At 41.0% G+C, this 26,962-nt stretch carries 24 protein-coding genes; all 24 read left to right on the top strand.

The window, feature by feature from the left end:
• Nucleotides 1-8 precede the first annotated feature (8 nt).
• The gene (locus AB986_RS05210) at nt 9-4,301 is read left to right on the top strand and encodes a PolC-type DNA polymerase III (RefSeq protein WP_048309791.1); all 4,293 of its coding nucleotides are present in this window, start codon (nt 9-11) and stop codon (nt 4,299-4,301) included.
• Nucleotides 4,302-4,459: 158 nt separating this feature from the next.
• The gene (rimP, locus tag AB986_RS05205; protein WP_048309790.1) at nt 4,460-4,930 is read left to right on the top strand and encodes a ribosome maturation factor RimP; all 471 of its coding nucleotides are present in this window, start codon (nt 4,460-4,462) and stop codon (nt 4,928-4,930) included.
• 18 nt (nt 4,931-4,948) lie between these two features.
• A complete protein-coding gene (nusA, locus tag AB986_RS05200) occupies nt 4,949-6,058 on the top strand; it encodes a transcription termination factor NusA (RefSeq protein WP_048309789.1) in 1,110 nt (369 codons plus the stop codon).
• Nucleotides 6,059-6,088: 30 nt separating this feature from the next.
• Nucleotides 6,089-6,352, top strand: a complete 264-nt coding sequence (rnpM, locus tag AB986_RS05195) for an RNase P modulator RnpM (RefSeq protein WP_301551169.1) — start codon at nt 6,089-6,091, stop codon at nt 6,350-6,352.
• Complete coding sequence (locus tag AB986_RS05190) at nt 6,353-6,658, top strand: YlxQ family RNA-binding protein (RefSeq protein WP_048309788.1); 306 nt, start codon at nt 6,353-6,355, stop codon at nt 6,656-6,658.
• A 15-nt stretch (nt 6,659-6,673) separates the two neighbouring features.
• On the top strand, nt 6,674-8,755 hold the full coding sequence (infB, locus tag AB986_RS05185) for a translation initiation factor IF-2 (protein ID WP_048309787.1): 2,082 nt from the start codon (nt 6,674-6,676) through the stop codon (nt 8,753-8,755).
• A complete protein-coding gene (locus tag AB986_RS05180; RefSeq protein WP_048309786.1) occupies nt 8,752-9,027 on the top strand; it encodes a DUF503 domain-containing protein in 276 nt (91 codons plus the stop codon). Before infB ends, AB986_RS05180 begins: the two co-directional genes overlap by 4 nt.
• 20 nt (nt 9,028-9,047) lie before the next feature.
• The gene (gene rbfA / locus AB986_RS05175; RefSeq protein WP_048309785.1) at nt 9,048-9,398 is read left to right on the top strand and encodes a 30S ribosome-binding factor RbfA; all 351 of its coding nucleotides are present in this window, start codon (nt 9,048-9,050) and stop codon (nt 9,396-9,398) included.
• 65 nt (nt 9,399-9,463) lie between these two features.
• On the top strand, nt 9,464-10,360 hold the full coding sequence (gene truB, locus AB986_RS22005; protein ID WP_048309784.1) for a tRNA pseudouridine(55) synthase TruB: 897 nt from the start codon (nt 9,464-9,466) through the stop codon (nt 10,358-10,360).
• Between the two features lie 18 nt (nt 10,361-10,378).
• Complete coding sequence (ribF, locus tag AB986_RS22000) at nt 10,379-11,311, top strand: bifunctional riboflavin kinase/FAD synthetase (protein WP_048309783.1); 933 nt, start codon at nt 10,379-10,381, stop codon at nt 11,309-11,311.
• Nucleotides 11,312-11,442: 131 nt separating this feature from the next.
• Entirely contained in the window at nt 11,443-11,712 is a 270-nt protein-coding gene (gene rpsO / locus AB986_RS05160; RefSeq protein ID WP_048309782.1) for a 30S ribosomal protein S15, read from the top strand.
• 137 nt (nt 11,713-11,849) lie between these two features.
• The gene (locus AB986_RS05155; protein WP_048309781.1) at nt 11,850-13,967 is read left to right on the top strand and encodes a polyribonucleotide nucleotidyltransferase; all 2,118 of its coding nucleotides are present in this window, start codon (nt 11,850-11,852) and stop codon (nt 13,965-13,967) included.
• 369 nt (nt 13,968-14,336) lie between these two features.
• Nucleotides 14,337-15,296 carry a polysaccharide deacetylase family protein gene (locus tag AB986_RS05150; RefSeq protein WP_048309780.1) on the top strand — a complete coding sequence of 320 codons (960 nt, stop codon included), beginning with the start codon at nt 14,337-14,339 and terminating at the stop codon, nt 15,294-15,296.
• Between the two features lie 80 nt (nt 15,297-15,376).
• Nucleotides 15,377-16,615 carry a M16 family metallopeptidase gene (locus AB986_RS05145; RefSeq protein ID WP_048309779.1) on the top strand — a complete coding sequence of 413 codons (1,239 nt, stop codon included), beginning with the start codon at nt 15,377-15,379 and terminating at the stop codon, nt 16,613-16,615.
• Nucleotides 16,616-16,733: 118 nt separating this feature from the next.
• Complete coding sequence (locus tag AB986_RS05140) at nt 16,734-16,976, top strand: YlmC/YmxH family sporulation protein (RefSeq protein ID WP_048309778.1); 243 nt, start codon at nt 16,734-16,736, stop codon at nt 16,974-16,976.
• 105 nt (nt 16,977-17,081) lie between these two features.
• Nucleotides 17,082-17,984 carry a dipicolinic acid synthetase subunit A gene (gene dpaA / locus AB986_RS05135; protein WP_048309777.1) on the top strand — a complete coding sequence of 301 codons (903 nt, stop codon included), beginning with the start codon at nt 17,082-17,084 and terminating at the stop codon, nt 17,982-17,984.
• Complete coding sequence (locus tag AB986_RS05130; RefSeq protein ID WP_048309776.1) at nt 17,981-18,574, top strand: dipicolinate synthase subunit B; 594 nt, start codon at nt 17,981-17,983, stop codon at nt 18,572-18,574. The genes dpaA and AB986_RS05130 overlap by 4 nt, the downstream gene beginning before the upstream one ends.
• 133 nt (nt 18,575-18,707) lie before the next feature.
• The gene (asd, locus tag AB986_RS05125; RefSeq protein ID WP_048309775.1) at nt 18,708-19,754 is read left to right on the top strand and encodes an aspartate-semialdehyde dehydrogenase; all 1,047 of its coding nucleotides are present in this window, start codon (nt 18,708-18,710) and stop codon (nt 19,752-19,754) included.
• A 19-nt stretch (nt 19,755-19,773) separates the two neighbouring features.
• Nucleotides 19,774-21,045: an aspartate kinase gene (gene dapG / locus AB986_RS05120; RefSeq protein ID WP_048309774.1), complete on the top strand. Its 1,272-nt coding sequence runs from the start codon at nt 19,774-19,776 to the stop codon at nt 21,043-21,045.
• 5 nt (nt 21,046-21,050) lie between these two features.
• Nucleotides 21,051-21,917: a 4-hydroxy-tetrahydrodipicolinate synthase gene (gene dapA, locus AB986_RS05115; RefSeq protein WP_048309773.1), complete on the top strand. Its 867-nt coding sequence runs from the start codon at nt 21,051-21,053 to the stop codon at nt 21,915-21,917.
• Between the two features lie 120 nt (nt 21,918-22,037).
• Nucleotides 22,038-22,787, top strand: coding sequence for a ClpP family protease (locus AB986_RS05110; RefSeq protein ID WP_048309772.1), 750 nt, complete (start codon nt 22,038-22,040; stop codon nt 22,785-22,787).
• A complete protein-coding gene (locus AB986_RS05105) occupies nt 22,784-23,011 on the top strand; it encodes a YlzJ-like family protein (protein WP_048309771.1) in 228 nt (75 codons plus the stop codon). The genes AB986_RS05110 and AB986_RS05105 overlap by 4 nt, the downstream gene beginning before the upstream one ends.
• Nucleotides 23,012-23,123: 112 nt before the next feature.
• Nucleotides 23,124-25,463, top strand: coding sequence for a DNA translocase FtsK (locus AB986_RS05100; protein WP_048309770.1), 2,340 nt, complete (start codon nt 23,124-23,126; stop codon nt 25,461-25,463).
• Nucleotides 25,464-25,829: 366 nt separating this feature from the next.
• Nucleotides 25,830-26,927, top strand: a complete 1,098-nt coding sequence (locus AB986_RS05095) for a BMP family lipoprotein (RefSeq protein ID WP_048309769.1) — start codon at nt 25,830-25,832, stop codon at nt 26,925-26,927.
• Nucleotides 26,928-26,962: the final 35 nt, after the last annotated feature.

The raw sequence follows: 26,962 nt of genomic DNA, 5'->3' as shown, positions 1-26,962 counted from the left end.
AGAATTGCATGGACCAGGATTTAACGATAAGAAAAGAACGTCTTCAGCTGCTCCTTCAGCAAATATCATTTCCAGATAAGTTTGAGGAATATTTTAAAGAGGGCTATATTTCAAAGCTAACTGTTTATAAAGAGACGAGAAAATGGCATTTTGATTTTCACCTTCCTGATGTTCTTCCGTTTCATGTGTATGAGCTTTTTCAAAGCCGAATAGTTGACGGATTACGTCACATTGCTTCCGTTTCTTACACGATTTCAACTGATGGTGGAGGAACAGAGGAGCTTGCAGCTGCTTATTGGGAAAATGTTGTTGAACTCATGCAGGATCATTCCGCATCGCTTACGGCACTTTTGAAAAATCAAGCACCTAAAATCAGCGGAAATAAACTGATTGTTACCGTGCGTAATGAAACGGAAGCTGCTATTGCGAAACGGAAGCTTTCTGGACCGCTTACAGACTGTTACGTCGCAGCTGGGTTTCCGAAATATATGCTTGAGGTTGAAGTAAAAGAATCTAAGCAGGATTATCAAAAGTTTGTGGAGCAGAAGCAACAAGAAGATCAGTCTAAGATGATGGAAGCGTTGATTGAGAAACAAAAAGCGGATAATGCTTCAAGTAAAGGTCAAATCCCTGACTCACTTGTTATTGGTTATAAAATTAAAGAAGATCCTGTTCCAATTGAAACGATTCAAGATGAAGAGCGCCGCATTGCTGTTCAAGGATATGTTTTCCACGCGGAAACAAAAGAGTTACGAAGTGGTCGTACGCTACTCACTTTCAAAATTACGGATTATACAGATTCCATTCTTGTGAAAATGTTCTCTCGTGATAAAGAAGATGTGCCGATTCTTGAAGCCGTTCGTAAAGGTATCTGGGTTAAAGTGAGGGGCGGCATTCAGAACGATACGTTTGTTCGAGATCTCGTTATGATAGGAAATGATTTAACAGAGATTAAACCAGACCTTAGAATTGATGAAGCTCCTGAAGATGAGAAAAGGATTGAACTGCATGCTCATACGCAGATGAGTCAAATGGATTCAGTTAGCACCGCTGGAAGTTTAATTGCTCAAGCTGCTAAGTGGGGGCATCCTGCCATTGCAATCACAGATCATAACGTTGTTCAATCGTTCCCTGATGCGTACGCTGCAGGCCAGAAAAACGGTATTAAAGTGATCTACGGACTTGAAGCGGATCTCGTCGATGATGGTGTACCTATGGCGTATAACGAAGCAGATCGAGATCTTGAAACAGGAACCTACATCGTATTTGACGTTGAGACGACAGGACTATCAGCTGTTTATAATAAAATCATTGAGCTTGCTGCTGTAAAAATGAAGGATGGCGAAATCGTTGATAAATTCGAACGGTTTGCGAATCCTCACCATGCTCTATCATCGACTACCATTGAGCTTACGGGTATTACAGATGATATGGTAATGAATGCGCCAGAAATCGATGATGTTATTAAAGATTTCTACGAATTTATCGGTGATGATATTCTTGTTGCTCATAACGCCAGCTTTGATATGGGCTTTCTAAATGTTGGATTACGTAAAATTGGTGTAGGTGAGGCAACCAACCCTGTTATTGATACGTTGGAACTCGCGCGTTTTCTTTATCCAGAAATGCGAAACCATCGATTAAATACGTTATGTAAAAAGTTTGATATTAATTTAACTCAGCACCATAGAGCCATTTACGATGCTGAAGCAACTGGCTATCTTTTATGGAAGCTTGTGAAAGATGCGCTTGAACGTGAAATTACAAATCACAACATGTTAAATGATAATATGGGTCAGACTGGTTTCCAACGTACTCGACCATCGCATGCTATTATTCTTGCGAAAAATGATGTTGGTTTAAAAAACCTATTCAAACTTGTTTCTCTTTCACATATAGATTATTTCTATCGTACGGCTCGTATACCAAGGTCAAAGCTCGAGAAATACCGGGAAGGATTACTCATCGGTTCAGGCTGCGATAAAGGTGAAGTATTCGAAGGCATGATGCAAAAGTCGCCAGAAGAAGTAGAAGAAATTGCGAAATTCTATGATTACTTGGAAGTGCAGCCGCCACAGAACTACATGCATCTAATTGAAAGGGAGTTAGTGCAAGATGAAATGGCTCTAAGAGAAATCATCGGAAAGATCGTGAAGCTTGGTGAGAAACTCGATAAACCGATTGTTGCGACAGGTAACGTTCATTACCTTGAACCTGAAGATCACATTTACCGTAAAATACTGATTAAGGCTCAGGCAGGTAATCCTTTGAATCGCCAAACGCTCCCACAAGTTCATTTCCGTACAACAAATGAAATGCTGGATTGCTTCCATTTCTTAGGTTCAGATAAGGCCAAAGAAATTGTCGTGCATCATCCTCAGAAAGTAACAGACTTAATCGATGACATTAAACCGATTAAAGATGATTTATTTACGCCTAGAATTGAAGGCGCAGATGAGGAAATGAGAGAAATGAGCTACAACATGGCTCGGAGTATTTATGGAGATGAATTGCCGACTATCGTTGAAGAACGACTTGAAAAAGAGCTTAAAAGTATTATTGGACATGGCTTTGCCGTTATTTATTTGATTTCCCATAAACTTGTTAAGAAATCCCTTAATGACGGCTATCTAGTAGGATCGCGTGGTTCAGTAGGTTCATCTTTCGTCGCAACAATGACGGAGATTACCGAAGTTAACCCTCTCCCACCGCATTATGTTTGTCCATCTTGTAAGAAGTCAGAGTTCTTTAATGACGGATCAGTGGGATCTGGATTTGATCTTCCAGACAAATCATGCGAAGACTGTGGTGTTGCATTGATTAAAGATGGTCACGATATTCCATTTGAGACGTTCCTTGGCTTTAAAGGGGACAAAGTTCCAGATATCGATTTGAACTTCTCAGGAGAATATCAACCTCGTGCTCATAACTATACAAAAGAGCTTTTTGGTGAAGATAACGTATTTCGTGCAGGTACGATCGGAACTGTAGCTGAAAAAACAGCTTATGGATATGTGAAAGGTTATATGGGAGATCATGACCTTCATTATCGCGGGGCGGAAATTGATCGTCTTGTATCAGGATGTACTGGTGTTAAACGAACGTCAGGACAGCATCCTGGTGGTATTATCGTTGTACCTGACTATATGGACATATACGACTTTTCACCAATACAGTTCCCGGCAGATGACAAAACATCAGCATGGAAAACAACGCACTTCGATTTCCATTCAATCCATGATAATCTACTTAAACTAGATATTCTTGGACACGATGATCCAACAGTCATTCGTATGCTGCAAGATTTAAGTGGAATTGATCCAAAAACGATTCCAACCGATGATGAGGGTGTAATGAAGCTCTTTAGTGGAACAGATTCTCTTGGTGTTTCACAGGATCAAATCATGTGTAAGACAGGAACTTACGGCATCCCGGAATTTGGTACCCGTTTCGTTCGTCAAATGCTTGAAGACACAAAGCCAAGCACATTCTCAGAACTTGTTCAGATCTCAGGTCTTTCACACGGAACTGATGTATGGCTCGGAAACGCACAAGAGTTAATTCAAGCAGGGACGTGTAACCTTAGTGAAGTAATCGGTTGTCGTGATGACATTATGGTTTACTTAATCTACAAAGGTCTTGAGCCATCACTTGCTTTTAAAATCATGGAGTTTGTGCGTAAAGGGAAAGGGCTACAAGAAGAATGGGTAGCTGAGATGAAGAAGCATGATGTACCTGATTGGTATATTGACTCTTGTTTAAAAATTAAGTACATGTTCCCTAAAGCTCACGCTGCGGCATATGTGTTGATGGCCGTTCGTATTGCATACTTCAAAGTGCATCATCCGATTCTTTTCTACGCTGCATATTTTACGGTAAGAGCTGATGACTTTGATATCGACACAATGTCGAAAGGGTCGAATCCGATTCGAGCAAAAATCGAGGAAATCAATGAAAAAGGATTAGATGCTTCTCCGAAAGAGAAGAACCTTCTGACTGTTATGGAGATTGCGCTAGAAATGTCAGAGCGCGGTTACCGTATGCAGAAGGTAGACTTGTATCGATCTAAAGCGGCAGAGTTCGTTGTTGATGGAGATACGCTCATTCCACCTTTTAACTCCCTACCTGGAGTTGGAACGAATGCTGCACTTAATATCGTTAGCGCAAAAGACGGTGGTGAATTCCTTTCTAAGGAAGATCTACAGCAACGTAGTAAGATCTCGAAGACTGTTCTTGAGTATCTTGATGACCATGGCTGTCTTGAAGGCTTACCAGATGCGAACCAGCTCAGTTTGTTCTAGAGGAGCACGTTCTCTTCTCTGTTGAATTGGTGATATGAGTATGGTATAGTAATTGTGGAAATACTAGTGAATAAACACGCGACGGAAGAGTGGGGCTAACCCACTCTTTCGTTTTCGATTGGGACCCTGCTGTACAGGATCAGAAAGGAGGACAACCAATGACTGAAAATGTAATTACGGTAACTGAAGAACTAGTAAAACCAATAGTAGATGAAATGAACCTGGAACTCGTAGATATAGAATTTACGCAGGAAGGAAAGAACTGGTTTCTCCGTGTCTATATCGATTCTCCTCAGGGCGTTGATATCGAGGAGTGCGGTACAATAAGCGAAAAATTAAGCGAACAGCTTGATAAAAATGACCCAATTACGCAACCTTACTTCCTTGAAGTCTCCTCACCTGGTGCTGAGCGCCCGCTTAAAAAGCGGATTGACTTTGAAAAAGCAGTAGGTAAACATGTCTATATGACAACCTACGAACCCATTAATGGGGAAAAAAGCTTTGAAGGTAAGCTTTCCGACTTCAATGGTGAAACGGTTGTCATTGAACAGAAAGTGAAAACGAGAATTAAGAAGGTTGAATTACCTTTTGAAAAAGTTGCAAGCGCAAGGCTTGCTGTTGTTTTTTAGTTAAAGGGGAGAATGAAAATGAAGAGTAGTGATTTATTAGATGCGCTGACCGTTCTTGAAAAGGAAAAGGGCATTAGCAAGGATATTATTGTTGAGGCGATCGAAGCTGCGCTTATCTCTGCATATAAGCGAAATTTTCATCAGGCTCAAAATGTTAGAGTTGACTTCAATCAAGATACAGGCTCAATTCGCGTATTTGCTCGTAAAGACGTTGTGGAAGAAGTTGAAGATGTTCGTCTTGAGATCTCTCTTGATGACGCAAAGGACATCGATCCACAATATGAATTAGAGGATATCGTCGAGATTGAAGTTACACCTCGTAATTTTGGTCGAATTGCAGCTCAAACAGCTAAACAAGTTGTTACCCAGCGCGTACGAGAAGCTGAAAGAGGCATTATTTTTAGTGAATTTATTGATCGTGAAGACGATATCATGACTGGAATTGTGCAGCGTCAAGATCATCGTTTTATTTACGTTGACCTTGGTCGTATTGAAGCTCTCCTCCCAGCAGGCGAACAAATGCCGAATGAAACGTATCACTCACATGACCGCATCAAGGTTTATGTTACAAAGGTTGAGAAAACAACTAAAGGACCACAGGTGATGGTTTCACGTACTCATCCTGGTCTTCTTAAGCGTTTATTTGAACTTGAAGTGCCTGAAATTTTTGACGGTACAGTAGAAGTGAAATCCATATCTCGTGAAGCTGGTGATCGTTCAAAGATTGCCGTTCATGCAGAAGATCCTGAAGTAGATCCAGTTGGATCATGTGTTGGACAGCGCGGACAGCGTGTACAAGCCATTGTGAATGAGCTAAAAGGCGAGAAGATCGATATTGTAAGCTGGTCTGAAGACATCGTCGAATATGTGGCTAATGCGCTTAGTCCTTCAAAAGTACTTAAGGTAAATGTTGATGAAGAAAATAAAATGACTCAGGTTATCGTACCTGATTATCAGCTTTCACTTGCCATTGGGAAGCGTGGCCAAAATGCACGTCTTGCAGCAAAGCTGACAGGCTGGAAGATCGATATTAAGAGTCAATCAGAAGCGGAAGAGCAAGGAATCTACAGTCCTGACGAAGCACCGCTTTTTGAAGAGAACGAATCAGAAGACTCTGAGCTAGATTAAGCAACGGAAAGATCAAGAGAGGTGTCCATCGTGCAAAAACGTAAAATTCCGATGAGGAAATGTGTCGCCTGTCAGGAAATGAAGCCAAAGAAGGAGCTCGTTCGTATCGTTCGATCACCTGAAGGTGTTATATCGATCGACGAAACGGGTAAAAAGAATGGAAGAGGAGCTTACCTTTGCAATAGTGAAGAGTGCTTCGCGCTTGCCAAGAAGAGAAATTCATTAGCGGCTCATCTTAAAACAGAAGTGACAGAAGATATCTATGCTGACCTACAAGAATCGCGGTCAACTTAAATGAAGAGTAAGAATTGGGAGTCACTTCTAGGACTTGCTCAACGCGCTGGTAAAGTCGTATCTGGAGAAGAACTTGTCGTAAAAGAAATTCAACGCAAGAGTGCCAGATTGGTTTTAATAGCGAATGATGCATCTGACAACACAAGAAAGAAAATTACTGATAAAGCAACTACTTATAAAGTCCCTGTATGTACCGTTACAGGACGATATGAACTTGGCCATGCGATAGGGAAAGTTCAGCGAGTCACGATAGCCGTTACTGACGCAGGTTTTGCGAAGAAACTCTTTGCGATTCTCGATCAATAACTCGGGGGTGATCGTTTGAGTAAGATGCGAATTCATGAATATGCAAAAGAACATAATACAACTAGTAAGGATGTTATCGAAAAGTTAAAAAGCATGAATATTACGGTGAATAACCATATGTCTGTGATTGACGATCAGACAGTTGATAAGCTTAAAAACAATTCGAAACAATCCAAAAAGGGAAGCGACAAAAACAGTATGGAAAATAAAAATAACCGAAACAACCCAAAAGCAAATGCAAATCCAAAAAGTAAAAGTGCACCAAATAACCGCCGTGGCGGCCGACGTCCTAACCGTCGTGGTAAAGGACAGCCTCCTAAAAACACGGCTGCTCCAAGAAGACTGCCTTCAAAAGTAACATTTATGGGCTCATTAACTGTAGGGCAGCTTGCTGAGAAGCTTGGTAAAGATGCTTCAGAACTAATCAAGAAATTAATGGGTCTTGGCGTAATGGCTACTATTAACCAAGAACTTGATAAAGACACAATGGAACTCATCTGTGATGACTACGGCGTGAAGGTCGAAGAAGAAGAACCATTCGAAGTAACAGACCTTGATAACTACACAAGCGAAGACAAGGAAGAGAAGCTTGTTGAGCGCCCTGCAGTTGTTACAATTATGGGTCACGTTGACCATGGTAAAACAACTCTACTTGATGGTATCCGTGATACGAAAGTAACTCAAGGTGAAGCTGGCGGTATTACTCAGCACATCGGTGCTTATCAAATCGAAGAGAAGAATAAGAAGATTACGTTCCTTGATACACCTGGACACGCTGCCTTTACAACGATGCGTGCACGTGGTGCGAAAGTAACGGATATTACTATTCTTGTTGTTGCAGCTGATGATGGTGTTATGCCTCAAACAGTTGAAGCAATTAACCATGCGAAAGCGGCTGAGGTGCCAATTATCGTTGCCGTTAATAAGATGGATAAAGAAGGTGCAAATCCTGACCGTGTTATGCAGGAACTAACTGAGTACGAACTCGTTTCTGAAGCATGGGGCGGAGATACAATTTTCGTGAACCTTTCTGCGATCAAGCGCGAAGGAATCGACGAACTTCTTGAAACAATTCTTCTTATTTCTGAAGTAGAAGAATTTAAAGCAAATCCGGATAAGCTTGCAACAGGTACAGTTATTGAAGCTCAGCTTGATAAAGGCCGTGGCCCGGTAGCGACGCTTCTAGTTCAAGAAGGTACACTTAAAGTAGGTGACCCGGTAGTAGTAGGAAATACATTTGGCCGTGTTCGTGCCATGGTTAACGACCTTGGTAACCGTGTAGAAACAGCAGCGCCTTCAACCCCTGTTGAAGTAACAGGACTAAGTGATGTTCCACACGCTGGAGATCGTTTCGTAGCATTTGAAGACGAGAAAACAGCTCGTCAAGTTGGGGAAGCACGTAACCAACAAAAAATTGAAGCACAGCGTAAAGAGTCTTCAAAAATGAATCTAGACGATCTATTTGAAAAAATTCAACAGGGCGATGTGAAGGATATTAACGTTATCGTTAAAGCTGATGTACAAGGTTCAGTTGAAGCACTTGCTGGCTCACTTAGTAAGATTGAAGTAGAAGGTGTGAAGATTAATATTATTCACACAGCCGTTGGTGCAATTACAGAATCAGATATTATTCTTGCTTCAGCATCTAACGCAATCATCATTGGATTTAACGTACGTCCAGATACGAATGCGAAGAAAGTAGCTGAATCAGAACAAGTGGAGATTCGTTTACACCGCGTAATCTACACTGCAATTGATGAAATTGAATCTGCAATGAAAGGGATGCTTGACCCTGTCTATGAAGAGAAAGTTATTGGTCAAGCTGAAGTTCGTGAAACATTTAAAGTATCCAAAGTGGGTACAATTGCAGGTTCTTACGTAACAGAAGGTAAGATCACAAGAAATTCTGGAGTTCGTGTTATTCGTGACGGCATTGTAGTCTTTGAAGGCGATGTAGATACCCTGAAACGCTTTAAAGATGATGCGAAGGAAGTTGCGAAAGGGTACGAGTGCGGAATCACACTTGCTAAGTTCAATGATGTGAAAGAAGGAGACATTATTGAAGCTTACATCATGGAGGAAGTTAAGCCTAAGTGATTGGATATGTAGAATGTGAATGCATCATTTATGATGCGCAATCTCTGAAAGAAAAAAGGTCAGTGCTTCAGTCGGTTATTAGCCGGCTGAAGCATTATAATCTGGCCGTTTCTGAGCTTGATAGTCAGGATCTGTGGCAGCATACGGTAATAGGTATCGTCACAACCGCTTCAAGTAAGACGGCCTGCGAGCGTGAGCTTCAGCGTGCCGTCTCATTGATTGATTCACGTCCTGATATCGAGCTCACTCGAGCAACTTATGAATGGCTTTAGGAAAGAAACGAGGTGTAACGATGAGTAATGTTCGCGCAAATCGTGTTGGTGAACAGATGAAGAAAGAACTTGGTGATATAATCAGCAGGAAAATCAAAGATCCGCGCGTAGGTTTCGTTACGGTAACAGCTGTTGAAGTTACGAATGATCTACAGCAAGCAACAGTATTTATTACTGTACTCGGTGATGAAGAGAAGAAAGAAGCTACCCTAAACGGTCTTGCGAAAGCGACTGGATTTATCCGTTCAGAAATTGGGAAACGAATTCGTCTTCGTAAAACACCGGAAATTTACTTTGAATTCGATGAATCGATTGATTATGGTAACAAAATCGAGCGACTTCTTGCAGATTTAAATCAATCGGATGAGTAATGATGAAGGGATAGACAGGAATGTCTATCCCTTCTCTATGTCATCAGAGCGAAAGGAGGAAAAGAATGAACGGCATATTACCATTAAAAAAACCGGCTGGCATGACGTCTCATGATTGTGTCGCTATTACAAGAAAACTTTTGCGGACGAAGAAAGTTGGTCACACCGGAACGTTAGATCCTGACGTTACAGGTGTTCTTCCATTATGTATTGGAAGAGCAACAAAAGTGGCGCAGTACATGACCGATTTCTCAAAAACGTATGAAGCAGTAATAACACTAGGGTTTTCAACCACTACAGAAGATGCTTCTGGAGAAAAGGTCGAGGAGAAATATGTAGACAAATTGCCAACTGCTAACGAAATAGAGCAAGCACTTAGGGCGTTTAGAGGGGATATTGAACAAGTTCCCCCTATGTATTCCGCTGTGAAAATTAACGGTAAGAAACTATACGAGTATGCCTTTAAGGGAGAAGTTGTTGAGCGTCCTTCTAGAAAAGCGACAATTCATGAGCTTGAGTTGATTGGTGAGGTTACTCACGAAGAAGGGACAGTTTCAATTCCTGTTCGTGTAACGTGTAGTAAAGGGACATATATCCGAACACTAGCGGTTGATATCGGCGAAAAGCTTGGTTTTCCAGCTCATATGTCTTACTTAATTCGTACCGCTTCCGGCCCCTTTAAACTAGAAGAATGTTTGACATTTGATGAGATTAAACAGATGATAGAAGATGAAACGCTATCTCTGTTCCCAATGGAATACGCTCTTTCCGCAATGCCGTCTTTAACCGTAGAACGTGAACTTGAAGAAAAGCTTCAAAATGGAGCTGTACTTCCTCAAGTGGATGAGATGACAGAGGATCGACTTGTTATGTACAATAAGGACGGAGAAGCAATTGCAATCTATCAAAAACATCCTGAGAAACCTGGCTTAATGAAGCCTGAGAAAGTGTTTTCGAGATGAAGTTAGAAGGTGAAACCGTTGAAGACAATTTATTTATCTCATCCTCATAAGATGGAAGCAGACAACCCGTCTGTCATGGCACTCGGTTATTTCGATGGCATTCATCGTGGCCATCAGAAAGTCATTTCTACTGCAAAGGAAATTGCAGTAGAAAAGGGAGTAGACGCCTCTGTGATGACGTTCTACCCACACCCATCCGTTGTATTAGGGCGATCAACGCCACAAACAGAAGCGATTACACCTTTGGATGATAAAATAGATCTAATTGAACAGCTTGGCATTGATGTGCTTTACATTGTAAAGTTTGACCCAACGATAGCAGGGTTAACACCACAGCAGTTCGTAGATGACTACATTATTGCCCTATCAGTTGTACATGTTGTAGCTGGTTTTGACTTTACATACGGTAGTAAAGGAAGAGGGACGATGGATTCATTGCCATTTCATGCTCGAAACAAGTTTAATCAAACGATCGTTGATAAAGTTTCAAAACATGATGAGAAAGTTAGTTCTACATTAATTCGTTCTTATATTCGTGAAGGAGCTGTCGAGAACATTAAAGGTGTTCTTGGACGGCACTACACTGTGAAGGGAACGGTTGTACAAGGCGATCAGCGAGGGCGTACGATCGGCTTCCCAACAGCGAATGTTGATCTAAAAGGGGATTACATTGTTCCATTAACAGGTGTATACGCTGTTCGGATGAAAGCGGAGGATTCTTGGATGAATGGTGTTTGTAATATAGGGTATAAACCTACATTTTATGATGATAAACCTGAGCATCCATCTCTAGAGGTCCATGTTTTTGACTATGAAGGAAATTTGTATGGGCAAGAAGTAATGGTAGAATTCCACAAAAAAATTCGTGGGGAAGTTAAATTTCCTTCTGTTGATGCCTTAATTCAACAAATTAATCAAGACTCAGAAGAGGCAAGAAGAATACTTACTTAGTTTCCTCTTGCATTTTGGTAAGAAAACCTGTAATCTAATATTCGTACGGAAAGTACACAACCTATACTGGGCAATCGAGTCACCGACGTTTGCGCGGTACCAGGGGATTAGAAATTAAGGAGGTGAAACGGATGGCAATCACACAAGAGCGTAAGCAAGAACTTATCACTAAGTTCAAAACTCACGAGAATGATACTGGTTCTCCAGAGGTTCAAATCGCTGTCCTTACTGAGGAAATCAACAATTTGAACGATCATCTACGTTTCCACAAGAAAGACCACCACTCTCGTCGCGGTCTTCTTAAGATGGTTGGTAAACGCCGTAATCTTTTAACGTATCTTCGTAACAAAGACGTTACTCGTTACCGCGAACTAATCAAAGAACTTGGTCTACGTCGATAATGATTCAGAAAAGCGGGATAATTCCCGCTTTTTTATTAGGTTAAAATACATAGATTTCTTCCTTTCTTTTTAGATATAAAAAGGTTAGGGTATAATAAAAGAAATGATTTTATTGGATGAGAGGAGTTCTCACATTAATGGCACAGGACAAGCAAGTGTTTTCAATTGATTGGGCTGGTCGTGAATTGTCAGTTGAAATTGGTCAACTGGCAAAGCAGGCGAGCGGTGCGGCTTTGATTCGCTACGGCGATACAGCCGTATTAGCAACGGTTACAGGTTCAAAAGAGCCTAAAGACCTTCCGTTTTTCCCACTAACGGTTAACTATGAAGAACGATTATATGCAGTAGGTAAAATTCCTGGAGGCTTCATCAAGCGTGAAGGACGTCCAAGTGAAAAGGCAATCCTAGCGAGCCGTCTTATTGATCGCCCGATTCGTCCTTTATTCCCTGACGGCTTCCGCAACGAAGTACAGGTAGTAAGTACAGTCATGAGCGTTGATCAAAACTGTTCCTCAGAGATGGCAGCTATGTTCGGTTCATCTCTAGCACTAGGTATTAGTGATCTTCCATTTGATGGACCGATTGCTGGTGTTATTGTAGGACGTATCGACGGTGAATTTGTTGTGAATCCAAACGTTGATCAGCTTGAACAAAGTGATATTCACTTGACGGTAGCTGGAACGAAAGAAGCCATTAACATGGTTGAAGCAGGTGCTGAAGAAGTTCCTGAAGAAGCAATGCTTGAAGGTATTCTTTATGGACATCAGGAAATTAAGCGTCTAATTGCATTCCAAGAGCAAATTATTGAAGCAACTGGTAAAGAAAAGCGCGAAGTATCGCTTAAGAAAGCCAACGAAACGCTTGAAGCAGAACTTAGCGAGCAGTACTTATCTGACGTTAAAGAAGCTGTAAAGGTGATTGAGAAGCATGCAAGACAGGAAGCTATTGATGCTGTAATGACGCGTGCAACAGAAGCATATGAAGAAAGCGAAGAATATAGTGCTGATGAAGTGAAATCAATTCTGAATAGCTTCGTGAAGCAGGAAGTTCGTCGTTTAATTCTGAAAGATAAAGTACGACCTGATGGACGTGGCGTTGATGAAATTCGCCCGCTTGATTCTGAAGTCGGTATTTTATCAAGAACACATGGTTCGGGTCTGTTCACTCGTGGACAAACTCAGGCGCTAAGCATTTGTACGCTAGGAGCACTTGGGGATGTTCAAATCCTTGATGGTCTAGGTACAGAGGAATCAAAGCGTTTTATGCATCACTATAACTTCCCTAAATTCAGTGTAGGTGAAACTGGCCCTATGCGTGGACCTGGTCGTCGTGAGATTGGTCACGGTGCTCTTGGTGAACGTGCTCTTGAGCAAGTTATCCCAACTGAGAAAGATTTCCCTTATACAATTCGTCTTGTATCTGAAGTGCTTGAATCGAATGGTTCGACTTCACAGGCAAGCATCTGTGCAAGTACGCTTGCGATGATGGATGCGGGTGTGCCGATTACAGCACCGGTTGCAGGTATTGCTATGGGACTTGTAAGCGATGGAGAAGATGTTACAGTTCTTACTGACATTCAAGGCATGGAAGATGCTCTTGGTGATATGGACTTTAAAGTAGCTGGAACGAAGCAAGGTATAACAGCTCTTCAAATGGATATTAAAATATCTGGAATTAACGAAGATATCCTTCGCCAGGCTCTTGAACAGGCGAAAAATGGACGTCTCGCAATTCTTGAAAACATGATGAGCGCTATTAATGAGCCTCGTACTGAGCTTTCTGCTTATGCTCCTAAGATCCTTACAATGTCAATTAAACCAGACAAAATTCGCGATGTTATCGGACCAAGCGGAAAAATGATCAATAAAATTATTGAAGAGACTGGCGTTAAAATTGATATCGAACAAGATGGATCAGTCTTCATCTCTTCTACTGAACAAGAGATGAACGCAAAAGCTAAGAAAATCATCGAAGATCTTGTGCGTGAAGTTGAAGTTGGGACAACATACCTTGGTAAAGTTAAGCGAGTTGAAAAGTTCGGTGCATTTGTTGAACTATTCGCTGGCAAGGAAGGTCTTGTTCACATTTCTGAACTTGCAGAAGAACGAACTAACAAAGTTGAAGATGTGGTTTCGATCGGTGATGAGATCATGGTTAAAGTTAAAGAAATTGATAGGCAAGGACGCGTTAACCTTTCTCGTAAAGAGCTATTGAAAGAGCAGCGTGAGCGTGAAGAACAAAGTCAAAATAACTAAAGAATCCGGCTGAGCCGGGTTCTTTTTTTCGTCTAATATAAAAAGGAGGCTGTAAATTTCCGCTCCAGGATGCTCGCTTTCCGCGGGGCGGGCGGTGAGCCTCCTCGTCGCTAACGCTCCTGCGGGGTCTCACCTGTCCCGCTAGTCCCGCAGGAGTCGAGCATCCTTCCGCTCCAATTAGCGAAGTGTGGTTTATATTCAATAATTGTTTTAAAAGCAATAATTTTTTAGAAAAGAGCCATTAAAAAAGAAAAGAGACTATAAAATAGTGTAGGACGAAAGAGTAGCTTATAATGAAAGATTATTCACTCGCGTTCGTTCTATAGCTTGACTTAAGCACATACCCTTTGTACAAAAGGGGGCAATTCAATGAAGAAATCCTGGATCCATTTAATTGTTTTTGTCATGATTTTAGCGGTTGCAGCAGGTTCACTTCAGAACCCCTATACATCAATGTACTTAGGAAATTTAAAAGAAGAGGCTGCTATAACGGTAAATGGAAGTCCGTTATATAGTGAAATAAACGAAGCAAAATCGAAACTTGATATACTTCCTGTTAATGCCACGATTGATCGTGTATGGAAAGGGATACCTGGTTATAATGGTATCGTGATTGATGCAAAAGCTTCCTATGAGAAAATGAAAGGAAAGTCGTTTAACGAAGAGATGCTTGTAAGAAAAGAAGTTGAGCCAGATATCCAGTTAGATGAACTAGAACCTACAGCAGTGTATAAAGGCAATCCAAATAAAGCGATGGTCGCTTTAATGATAAATGTTGCGTGGGGAGAAGAGTATTTACCAGATATGCTACAGGTGTTAAAGAAAAACAATGTTCACGCAACGTTTTTCTTAGATGGATCATGGTCTAAGAAAAATTCAGATATGGTACGTATGCTTGATGAAGAGGGACACGAAATAGGAAACCACGCCTATTCTCATCCTGATTTAAAGCAATTAAGCGATGCATCGATTCGAAAAGAGTTAGAAGATACAAACAAAGTTATTGAAGCGACAATTGATAAAAAGCCAGTTGTTTTTGCGCCACCAAGCGGTAGCTATGCGAACAATGCAGTTCAGATTGCTGACAGTCTTGGCATGCAAACAGTTCTCTGGTCGGTTGATACCGTTGATTGGAAGAAGCCCTCTCCACACGTTCTAACGGATCGCGTATTGCAAAAGGTACACGCTGGGGCATTAATTTTGATGCATCCGACAGACCCAACTGAAAAAAGTTTAGACGCGATCATTCGTGGTGTTAAAAAGCGTGGATTTCAGCTCGGTACTGTCTCACAGGTGTTAGATTCTAAACGAATTGAGAAAAGACCATAGAATTGTTTCCTATCTTTATTAATGATATAGTGATTTTGGAAGATTAAGATAGAAATGGTAACGATACAGGAGGAAAAGGCTTGATAAATAAAGTTACTTGCAAAAATGGTGTTAGGGTAGTGTTAGAAAATATACCAACAGTTCGATCGGTCGCGATCGGAATCTGGATTGGAACTGGTTCACGTTTTGAACCAAAAGAATTAAATGGTGTTTCACATTTCCTTGAGCATATGTTTTTCAAAGGAACTGAAAAGCGGAGTGCAAAAGAAATAGCTGAATCATTCGATAGTATTGGTGGTCAAGTTAATGCGTTTACATCAAAAGAATATACATGTTACTATGCGAAAGTTCTTGATGAGCACGCAGATTATGCGCTTGATGTTTTGACAGACATGTTTTTCCAATCAACGTTTGAAGCTGGAGAGCTTGCGAAAGAGAAGAACGTTGTTCATGAGGAAATCAAAATGTATGAAGATACGCCAGATGACATCGTTCACGATATGTTAAGTCAGGCAAGTTATGGTGATCACGAATTAGCAATGCCAATTCTCGGTACAGAAGACACGTTAAAAGGATTTTCTGGAGATACGCTTCGAGACTATATGCAAAGTCACTATACACCTGACAATATTGTCGTATCGATTGCAGGAAACATCGATGAATCTTTCTTGAAAAAAGTAGAAGCTGCTTTTGAACATTGGGAAACACCTGCAGGAAAGCCTAATGGTACTTCGCCACTTTTCCATTCAAGACACCTTGCTCGTAAAAAAGAAACAGAGCAAGCTCATCTTTGTCTCGGATACGAAGGACTTCCATTTGGTACAGACGATATTTACAGCTTAATTGTTATGAATAACGTTCTTGGTGGAAGTATGAGTAGCCGCCTCTTTCAGGACGTAAGAGAGGATCAGGGACTTGCTTATTCCGTGTTCTCGTATCATTCTGCTTATCAAGATAGCGGATTGCTTACGATATATGCAGGAACAGCACAGAACCAGCTTGACCGTCTATATGAAACGATTCAGAAGACATTGAGAGATTTTAAGAAAGACGGCATAACGTCTAAAGAGCTCAACAATTGCAAGGAGCAGCTGAAAGGGAACTTGATGCTAAGCCTTGAGAGTACAAACAGCCGGATGAGCCGTAACGGTAAAAATGAATTATTGCTAAATCAACATCGTACGCTTGACGATATTATTACGAATATCGAAAGTGTGAATCATGAGAATGTTAACAACATGATTCAGTCTATGTTTACAGACGACTTCTCTTGTTCGTTGATTAGTCCGAACGGTGAACTACCTACTGGTATGAAATAAAAGCGAAAACCCGTCTCTTTTGTAGAGGCGGGTTTTTTGTGTCTCGATAATTCATGTCTTCCTTCCAATCGTGATTCATAGACTAAACTATATAAACGTGATTGTAAGGAGGAGTTTGATGAGATTAAGTCAACTAAGTGGGAAAGAATTAATTGATATTGAGAGAGGGCAGAAGCTAGGTGTCCTAGGTCAAACAGATCTATTATTTGATGAAAAAACAGGTTTGTTAAAAGCTCTAATAATTCCAAAGTCCTCCTGGATGGGTTTAAAACGTAGAGAACAAGATATTTCAATACCATGGCATCACATCGAAACAATTGGAAGAGATATGATTATCGTTCAGAATAATAAAAAGGATTAAATTGGAGTTCATTCTAAATTCACCAAGCGGGTATTCACCACATAGAATGTTGAGAAATTACATTAATCCCCGTAGTAAGACGTGGAAAAGGAAAGGGGAGGAACGATGCTAACGAATCAACACATCGCCATCATTGGCGGTGATGCCCGCCAGCTTGAAATTATTCGAAAGTTGACCGAACTGAATGCGGACTTATACCTAATAGGGTTTGATCAGCTTGATCACGGATTCACTGGAGCAACGAAATGTACAATGGATGAAGTAAAGCTTTCAACACTCAATGCGATTATCCTTCCAGTGGGTGGAACGACGATTGAAGGGGAAGTAGATACGATATTTTCTAATGAAAAAGTTATGCTTACGGCAGATCAACTTAAACAAACTCCTTCCCACTGTACAATTTATAGTGGAATTAGTAACAGTTGTTTGAATCAGATGGTTAAGGAAGCGTCGAGGACGTTAGTTTGCCTATTTGAACGAGATGATGTTGCAATTTATAATTCCATCCCGACGGTAGAAGGAACTGTCATGATGGTTATTCAGCATACCGATATTACAATTCATCAATCAAACATTGCAGTACTTGGTCTAGGGAGAGTTGGAATGTCAGTAGCAAGGACATTTGCAGCCCTTGGTGCGAACGTCAGCGTAGGAGTAAGAAAGCCCGAACATATTGCTAGAATTACAGAAATGGGATTAAAGCCGTTTTATTTATCAGATCTCGTAGATAACGTATCAGATCTGGATGTTTGTATTAATACAATACCCGCTCAAATTGTAACATCACAAGTGATTGCGAAAATGCCTTCTCATACGCTTGTGATCGACCTTGCTTCGAAGCCTGGAGGAACGGATTTTCGATATGCAGAAAAACGAGGAATTAAGGCTCTTCTCGCACCGGGTCTTCCTGGGATCGTTGCTCCTAAAACAGCAGGGAAAATTATTGCGAATGTCTTAACTCAGCTGTTAATTGAGCAGTCTCACAAGGGAAAGGAGAACAATCCATGAGTTTGAAAGGGAAGCATATTGGTTTTGGTTTAACAGGTTCTCATTGTACGTATGACGCCGTTGTCCCTCAAATTGAAGAACTCGTTCAATCTGGAGCTAAAGTCACTCCGTTTGTGTCACATACTGTTATGAATACGACTACTAGGTTTGGTGTAGGCGAAGATTGGATTGCTCGAATTGAAGAAATTACAGGCAATCCTTGCGTGAATTCAATTGTGAAGGCAGAACCATTTGGTCCGAAAACTCCTCTTGATTGTATGGTGATTGCGCCAATAACAGGTAATTCGATAAGTAAGTTTGCGAATGCAATGACTGATTCTCCTGTTTTAATGGGAGCAAAAGCAACGTTAAGAAATGAGAAACCAGTCGTTCTTGGTATATCGACGAATGATGGCCTGGGTTTAAATGGCACAAATATTTTAAGATTGATGTCAACTAAAAATATTTATTTTATTCCATTTGGGCAGGATGATCCTGTTAAAAAGCCGAACTCCCTTGTCGCTCGAATGCCATCATTGAAAGAAACAATTGATATGGCAATTCAAGGAAAACAAATTCAACCCGTATTAGTCGAAAGGTATTTAGATTAGCCAATTGATTTTTCTTTCTTTAGAATAGGTTTATGATAAAATAGAGAATAAAATCACTAAGTAGGAGGAGAAACCTCGGTTTCTCCTTCTGTTGTGATGGATTTAGGAATGGACTATGGGAGGAGAATAAGAAATGAGCGGGAACCAATATCATGTAGCAGTAGTTGGAGCAACAGGCGCAGTCGGACAACAAATGATTCAAACACTAGAGGAACGGGATTTTCCGATATCGACCTTAACGCTCCTTTCGTCATCACGATCAGCAGGTAAGAAAGTTATGTTCAAAGGGCAAGAGTTAACAGTAAAGGAAGCAACACCTGAAGCTTTTGAAGGGGTGCAGCTTGCCTTATTTAGTGCTGGAGGTAGTGTTTCGAAAGAATTAGCTCCTGAAGCTGTTAAACGCGGCGCTATCGTTGTTGATAATACAAGTGCATTTCGTATGAATCCTGAAGTTCCACTTGTCGTACCAGAAGTGAACGAAAGCGACTTAAATGATCATAAAGGCATTATTGCAAATCCAAACTGTTCAACCATTCAGATGGTGGCAGCACTTGAACCACTTAAGCAAACATATGGCCTTCATAAAATTATTGTTTCTACTTATCAAGCCGTTTCAGGTGCAGGAGCGAATGCTGTTACAGAGATGAAAGAACAGTCAAAAGCTGCATTGAATGGTGAAGAGTACACGCCAGAAATTCTTCCGGTCAAGGGAGATAAGAAGCATTACCCAATAGCGTTTAATGCAATTCCTCAAATCGATGTATTTGAAGAGAACGGATTTACTTATGAAGAAATGAAGATGATAAATGAAACGAAGAAAATTATGCATGATGCTGAGCTACATGTTGCGGCAACTTGCGTACGTCTCCCGATTGAAACAGGTCACGCTGAGTCTGTGTACGTAGAGATTGGCCGTGACGATGTGACTGTTGAAGATGTGAAAGAGCTTATGAAAAACGCTAGTGGAGTAACATTGAAGGACGACCCTTCTAATCAAGTTTATCCTATGCCACTTGATGCTGTAGGAAAATCAGATGTTTTTGTGGGTCGTATTCGAAAAGACCTTAATCAAAAAAATGGCTTCCATATGTGGATTGTCTCTGATAATCTACTGAAGGGGGCAGCATGGAATTCTGTTCAAATCGCCGAAAGTTTGGCAGCCCTCAATATATTGAAATAGACATAAGAAGGTGTTCTGAATGAAAGTCATCGTGCAGAAGTTTGGCGGAACTTCATTAAAAAGTGAAGACGGCAGACTTAGAGCTGTTAACCATATTAAAGAAGCAGTCAGCGATGGATATAAAGTTGTTGTCGTAGTATCAGCGATGGGTCGAAAAGGTGATCCGTATGCAACGGATACTTTGCTTGGATTAATTGGTGATCGAAATCGGAAAGTAACGTCAAGAGAATATGATCTCTTAGTTTCCTGTGGAGAAAGCATTTCTTCTGTCGTTTTTTCAAATTTGCTCCTTACAGAAGGACTTAAAGCGACAGCCTATACAGGCGGGCAGGCAGGGTTCATGACGACTGCTGAACATAGCAAAGCAAGAATTCTTGAAATGAAATCCGAGCGTTTAATGGAAGAGCTTAAGACTATGGATGTTGTCGTTGTAACTGGCTTCCAGGGTGTTACGAAGGATGGCGATGTAACAACACTTGGTCGCGGAGGCAGCGATACGTCAGCAGCAGCACTTGGTGCTGCACTTACAGCTGATATGGTCGATATTTTCACAGATGTGGAAGGAATTATGACAGCTGATCCTAGAATAGTTGAAAAAGCTCGTCCCCTTTCCATCGTAACTTATAATGAAGTTTGCAATATGGCTTATCAAGGTGCAAAGGTGATTCACCCACGCGCTGTTGAAATAGCAATGCAAGCGAAGATTCCGATGCGCATTCGATCAACCTACTCGTCATCCACAGGTACGCTAGTTACTTCTGCAACTGGTAAGATCACAGGGGAACAAGTTATAGATCGTGTGATAACGGGTATTGCCCATGTTAGTGGCGTAACACAAATTAAGGTGTTCGCTAAAGAAGGACAATATGATCTTCAGTCCAGAGTTTTTAAAGCGATGGCACGAGAAGGGATTAGCGTTGACTTTATTAACATTAGCCTTACTGGGGTTGTCTACACAGTAATGGAAGAAATGACAGAACGAGCAGTGCTGACATTAAATGAAATGGGATACGATCCAGAAATTATTCAAGATTGCGCGAAAGTATCTGCAGTTGGAGCGGGCATGAGTGGTGTACCTGGTGTCACTGCGAAAATTGTTGAGTCGCTTGCTCGAGAAAACATTGATATTCTTCAGTCAGCTGATTCTCATACAACTATCTGGGTTCTAGTCAGACAGCATGATTTGTCGGCGGCAGTTAACGCGCTCCACGATGTATTCCATTTACATCTTGCCCCTGGGCAGGAATTAGAAGAGATGAAGGATCAGCTTCAAGCTGAAGGCAAGGAGTGAAAGAAATGAACTTTGGAAAAGTATTAACAGCAATGGTCACTCCCTTCGACCGAAAAGGGTATATTGACTTTACAAAAACAGAACAATTGATTAATTATTTAGTGAAGAATGGAACTGATGGACTTGTTGTTGCAGGAACAACAGGTGAATCTCCAACGCTTTCGTCAGAAGAAAAGGTAGCCCTTTTCAAACATTCAGTTGAAATAGCAGATGGCAGAGTGCCAATTATCGCTGGAACAGGTAGTAACAATACACATGCATCAATAGAGTTAACGAAGAAGGCAGAAGCTGTCGGTGTGGATGCGATCATGATCGTAGCACCATATTACAGTAAGCCTTCGCAAAAGGGTCTTTATGAGCACTACAAGGCGATCGCTGAATCAACAAAGCTTCCTGTTATGATTTATAACATTCCAGGTCGATCTGTTGTGAACATGACAGCTGAAACAATTGTAGAACTTTCTAAAATCGATAACATCGTTTCCGTGAAAGAAGCGAGTGGAGATCTTGATCAAATTACTGAGATCATCAGTCAAACAGAAGAATCCTTCTCTGTTTATAGCGGAGATGACGGATTAACATTGCCGATTATGTCAATCGGTGGAGATGGCGTTATTTCTGTAGCTTCACACGTTCTTGGAAACGAAATGCAGGAAATGATCGCTGCTTACGAAGCTGGAGAAGTGAAGAAAGCAACATCAATCCATCATCAGATTTTACCGATTATGAATGAACTCTTTAAAGCACCAAGCCCATCACCAGTGAAAACAGCCCTTCAGTTAAAAGGAATGGATGTTGGTAGTGTTCGACTTCCAATGATTCCACTTACAGCTGAGGAGCGTTCTTCACTAGCTGCTGCGCTAACGAAATAACAACTTGCAGGACGCCTATGGCGTCCTTTTTCTTTTGATATTTGTTGAGCATTTGTAATGAATGGTAAAACAATGTCTCGTTCATACTACTACTACCAGAGTAAGGAAGGGGACATTAGTATGAATAATGAGTATCGAAATGAAAACCCAAATCCAGGTCAGGAGCCTGATAAAAAGGATGACCAGAAATCATCGCTTGTTGATAAAATACAGCAGCTTGGTCAAACAAATGTGCCGAGCATGGATCATTCAAACATTCATTGTTTAACAATTATCGGTCAAATTGAAGGACATGTTCAGCTTCCCCCACAGAATAAAACAACGAAGTATGAGCATTTGATTCCACAAATCGTAGCAATTGAGCAGAATCCTAAGATAGAAGGAGTCCTTATTCTTCTAAACACAGTAGGAGGAGATGTCGAAGCAGGTCTTGCTATTTCAGAGATGATTGCTTCCCTTTCAAAACCATCTGTGTCAATCGTACTTGGCGGTGGCCACTCCATCGGCGTTCCAATTGCTGTTGCTGCGAATTATTCTTTTGTTGCTGAAACAGCTACGATGACGATCCATCCTGTTCGATTAACTGGACTTGTAATTGGCGTCCCACAAACGTTTGAGTACTTAGATAAAATGCAAGAGCGGGTAGTGAGTTTTGTGACAAGGCATTCAAATATTACAGAAGATAAATTTAAAGAGCTAATGTTCTCAAGAGGAAACCTTACAAGAGATATTGGAACGAACGTAGTCGGGGATGATGCCGTCAGTTACGGACTAATCAATGAAGTAGGTGCAGTTGGTCCAGCGATGAAGAAGCTCAATGAACTAATTGATGAATACAAAGGGAAAAAGGAAGGAGATCTTGTGCAATGATTCTCTACACGATCCTTCCACATGAAGCGGTTTTTCCACCTGAGCAATCCGTTTATGATCAACAAAACATTATTGAATGGAATGGTGTAGAACTTCTTGTTGAAAGAACTTCCCTGACCGAATGTAGAGTTGTCCAGGTTCTAAGTACAAACCCTCAGGACTATTTAAATGAAGCAACGCAGCCTGGACAAATGCTTACTTTATCAACCTCTCCTTTGAAATAGAGCCTATAGGACCACGGCAAGATGTGGTATACTAGGAATAGATTGGTGAACGAAAAGCAGCCGGAAATGGCTGCTTTTTCTTACCAGCTATGGCTTGTATAGAGGTGAGAATATGGCAAAGCGAAAAAGAAGGAAAACAACAAAGAAACAGGCCGCTTGGCAATCTCAAGTTAAAATTGAATTTATCGGTTTGACCGTTCTAGCGTTTACCGTTTTAGGCGTTTTAAAGATGGGAGTTGTCGGTCGAGCAATCTATCATATGTTTCGTTTTTTTGCAGGCGAATGGTTTGGGCTTATTGTCGCTGGACTCGTTCTATTTGCGGGCTATTTGATAGTGAAAAGAAAACTGCCACCATTTTGGACAAGACGTCTTGCCGGTTTTTATTTATTAGGAACTTCGTTTTTACTATTAAGTCACGTTGGCTTATTTGAAACCTTATCTCGAGAAGGGGAATGGGGTAGTGCATCGGTTATTGCTAATACATATGAACTCTTCCGAATGGATGTAACCAATCCATCAGAATCTAGCCCGCTTGGCGGTGGCATGATCGGTGCTTTATTATTTGCATTTAGCTATCGTTTATTTGATGCAACTGGTACTCAGTTAATGTCTTTTCTTTTGATTCTTCTATCATTTGTCTTAATCACAGGTAAATCATTTAGTGATGTACTTGGAAAGATCGTCGAATGGATCAAAGGATTTGTCTCTAATACTTTTGCTGAAGCAAAAGCTTTATTCGCAGAAAGCAAAAATGCAAGAAGAGAAAAGAGAGAGCAGCGAGCAGCTCTAAGGGAACAAGAGGAAACAATGGAACCAACTGAAACCTACGATGTGTCGACGCAACAGAGTGTGCAAGAAGAGGAACCTTTCGAACCAGAAATTCGTACGTTTACAGAAAGTGCCTATAGATCTGAACCTGAGGTAGCTCAAGATAAGCAGGAAGAGCCGAAGAGTGAAGCTACCTCTGAAGCAGCGGATGGAACACCTATTCAATCGTTAACGGTTGGCGAACTAGAAAACAAAGATTACCGTCTGCCGTCACTTTCATTGCTTCAGCCTCCTAAGAAGATTTCACAAGATAATGAGCGACAGCAGATTTCAGCTAATGCAAGAAAACTCGAGAAAACTTTTGAAAGTTTCGGAGTGAAAGCAAAAGTAATGAAGGTTCATCTTGGACCAGCCGTAACGAAATACGAGGTATATCCAGATACAGGTGTGAAGGTAAGTAAGATTGTTAACCTTACTGATGACTTGGCCCTTGCTCTTGCTGCAAGAGATCTCCGAATTGAAGCACCGATTCCGGGTAAATCGGCAATTGGTATTGAAGTTCCAAACTCAGAAGTTGCGATGGTTACTTTGAGAGAAGTACTTGAGTCGAAAGAGTACCAATCTCATGAATCTAGAGTAGCTATTGGGTTTGGAAGAGATATATCAGGCGAAGCCGTCGTATCTGATTTATCCAAAATGCCTCACTTGCTTGTCGCGGGGGCGACAGGAAGTGGTAAAAGTGTGTGCATAAATGGAATCATTGCAAGTATTATGATGAAAGCTAAACCACATGAAGTGAAAATGATGATGATTGATCCTAAGATGGTAGAACTTAATGTCTACAATGGTATTCCTCATCTTCTAGCACCAGTGGTAACGGATCCGAAGAAAGCATCACAAGCTTTGAAAAAGGTCGTTAGTGAAATGGAACGTCGGTATGAGCTTTTTTCTCATACTGGTACACGTAATATCGAGGGGTATAATAATTACATTAAGCGTCAAAATGAAACGTCTGAAGCAAAGCAACCGACGCTACCTTATATTGTCGTGATTGTTGATGAGCTAGCTGATTTAATGATGGTTGCGTCAAGTGACGTGGAAGATGCTATCACAAGACTTGCGCAAATGGCACGTGCGGCGGGTATCCATTTAATTATCGCTACTCAGCGACCGTCTGTTGATGTTATTACTGGGGTTATTAAAGCCAATATCCCTTCTCGAATTGCATTTAGTGTTTCATCCATGACCGATTCCAGAACCATCCTTGATATGGGTGGGGCAGAGAAATTGCTCGGTAAAGGAGATATGCTTTTCTTACCTGTTGGTGCGAATAAGCCGAAGCGTGTTCAGGGTGCTTTCTTATCTGATGAGGAAGTCGAAGAGCTAGTGGACTTTGTTATTGCTCAACAAAAAGCGCAATACCAAGAAGAAATGATTCCAACAGATAAACCTGAAGAAGAGCAACCTGAAGTAGATGACGATCTTTACGATGATGCTGTCCAACTTATTACTGAAATGCAAACAGCATCTGTATCCATGCTTCAACGTCGTTTTCGAGTTGGTTACACACGAGCAGCAAGGCTGATCGATGCGATGGAAGCTAGGGGAATCGTTGGACCGTATGAAGGCAGTAAGCCACGCGAAGTGTTAATAAGTAAAGAAGAAGAAGCACAATCTAGCTAGATTGTGCTTCTTTTTTTATGGGCTTTTTTAACTTTTTGGACTTCGAAACAGTTTTTATATAAAACCTCACTTAGGTAATTGGAGCGGGAAGTAGCTCCCTTTCATAGCTAAAGTAACAATAATTTCACGTAATGTATTGAACGATTTAAAATATTGGTAATCGAGTTTTTTTTCAAAAAACTATTCCTTTATCTCCTTGAAAATGGTATAGTTATGTCGAAATATGACTTATTATCACAATTATTTCAAGCGTATTACATACTCCCGCCTTTATATTTTTAGGAGTTATGAGAACGCAACCAAACAAAGCACAGCTCGATAGAGAGAGAAGAGCAAGCGGCGTTAAAAAACATTAGGGGGATTACTATGAAGAAGAAGTACGGTTTTATGTTGTCGGCTGTATTAGCTGCCGGTACACTTTTGTCTGCTTGTGGAACGAATGATTCAACAAACGAAAGTTCTGGAGGCGGCGGTACCGAGGATAAAAGCAGCGATTTTAAAGTTGCGATGGTAACTGATACTGGCGGTGTTGATGATAAATCATTTAACCAATCTGCTTGGGAAGGTCTTCAGCAGTTTGGGAAAGATAATGGACTTGAAGAAGATAAAGGCTTTAAATATGTTCAATCAACTGCAGCAAGTGACTACCAACCGAACCTTTCAGGTTTGATTCGCGAGGATTATAACTTGATTTTCGGAATTGGGTTCTTAATGCAGCAAGATATTCAAACAATTGCTACACAGAAGCCAGAAGCTCAGCTTGCACTAGTTGACAGCGTAGCTGTTAACGAAAATGATGAGCCACTTGAAAACGTAGCAAGTATTACATTTAAAGAGCACCAGGGGTCATTCCTTGTTGGTGTTATTGCAGGAATGCAGTCTGAATCCAACAAAGTTGGCTTCATCGGTGGGGTTAACTCTGAACTTATTAAAAAGTTCGAAAGTGGATTTAAAGCTGGAGTGAAATCTGTTAACCCTGATGCTGAGATCTTTACTCAGTATGCGGATGATTTTAACGCTGCAGAAAAAGGTCAGCAGATTGCTGCAACTCTTTACGATAAAGGCGCAGACATCATCTATCACGCTGCTGGCGGAACTGGTAATGGTGTGTTCACAGAAGCTAAGAACCGTGCAAAGAACGGTGAAAAAGTTTGGGTTATCGGGGTAGACCGTGATCAGCATGAAGAAGGTATGCCGGAGAACGTTACACTAACGTCTATGGTTAAGCGAGTGGATACTGCTGTCATTGAAGTATCCAAGCAAACTGTTGATGGAAACTTCCCTGGTGGACAAGTTACTGAATTTGGTCTTGAAGAAGACGGCGTTGGAATTGCTGAAACACAGGAAAACGTATCAGAAGAAGCATTGAGTAAAGTTGAAGAGTATAAAGAGAAAATCCAGAGTGGCGAGTTGGAAGTTCCTAGTACGGACGAAGAATTCGAGGAATTTGAAGGCTCTTTATAAGAGATTTTAGAGCTGAACAACCTCTTGGAAATCTC

Source organism: Guptibacillus hwajinpoensis (assembly GCF_001039475.1).
Taxonomy (GTDB): Bacteria; Bacillota; Bacilli; order Bacillales; family Guptibacillaceae; genus Guptibacillus; species Guptibacillus hwajinpoensis.
The sequence above is the reverse complement of the archived record's forward strand: the minus strand, read 5'-3'. Positions and strand labels throughout refer to the sequence as shown.

Coding starts and splice junctions, on each gene's coding strand:
- dapA (WP_048309773.1), top strand. CDS start 21,051: ATGAACTTTGGAAAAGTATTAACAGCAATGGTCACTCCCTTCGACCGA.
- AB986_RS05190 (WP_048309788.1), top strand. CDS start 6,353: ATGAAGAGTAAGAATTGGGAGTCACTTCTAGGACTTGCTCAACGCGCT.
- AB986_RS05130 (WP_048309776.1), top strand. CDS start 17,981: ATGAGTTTGAAAGGGAAGCATATTGGTTTTGGTTTAACAGGTTCTCAT.
- dpaA (WP_048309777.1), top strand. CDS start 17,082: ATGCTAACGAATCAACACATCGCCATCATTGGCGGTGATGCCCGCCAG.
- AB986_RS05210 (WP_048309791.1), top strand. CDS start 9: ATGGACCAGGATTTAACGATAAGAAAAGAACGTCTTCAGCTGCTCCTT.
- AB986_RS05140 (WP_048309778.1), top strand. CDS start 16,734: ATGAGATTAAGTCAACTAAGTGGGAAAGAATTAATTGATATTGAGAGA.
- nusA (WP_048309789.1), top strand. CDS start 4,949: ATGAAGAGTAGTGATTTATTAGATGCGCTGACCGTTCTTGAAAAGGAA.
- dapG (WP_048309774.1), top strand. CDS start 19,774: ATGAAAGTCATCGTGCAGAAGTTTGGCGGAACTTCATTAAAAAGTGAA.
- AB986_RS05105 (WP_048309771.1), top strand. CDS start 22,784: ATGATTCTCTACACGATCCTTCCACATGAAGCGGTTTTTCCACCTGAG.
- AB986_RS05155 (WP_048309781.1), top strand. CDS start 11,850: ATGGCACAGGACAAGCAAGTGTTTTCAATTGATTGGGCTGGTCGTGAA.
- rimP (WP_048309790.1), top strand. CDS start 4,460: ATGACTGAAAATGTAATTACGGTAACTGAAGAACTAGTAAAACCAATA.
- rpsO (WP_048309782.1), top strand. CDS start 11,443: ATGGCAATCACACAAGAGCGTAAGCAAGAACTTATCACTAAGTTCAAA.
- AB986_RS05150 (WP_048309780.1), top strand. CDS start 14,337: ATGAAGAAATCCTGGATCCATTTAATTGTTTTTGTCATGATTTTAGCG.
- truB (WP_048309784.1), top strand. CDS start 9,464: ATGAACGGCATATTACCATTAAAAAAACCGGCTGGCATGACGTCTCAT.
- AB986_RS05095 (WP_048309769.1), top strand. CDS start 25,830: ATGAAGAAGAAGTACGGTTTTATGTTGTCGGCTGTATTAGCTGCCGGT.
- AB986_RS05110 (WP_048309772.1), top strand. CDS start 22,038: ATGAATAATGAGTATCGAAATGAAAACCCAAATCCAGGTCAGGAGCCT.
- AB986_RS05100 (WP_048309770.1), top strand. CDS start 23,124: ATGGCAAAGCGAAAAAGAAGGAAAACAACAAAGAAACAGGCCGCTTGG.
- rbfA (WP_048309785.1), top strand. CDS start 9,048: ATGAGTAATGTTCGCGCAAATCGTGTTGGTGAACAGATGAAGAAAGAA.
- asd (WP_048309775.1), top strand. CDS start 18,708: ATGAGCGGGAACCAATATCATGTAGCAGTAGTTGGAGCAACAGGCGCA.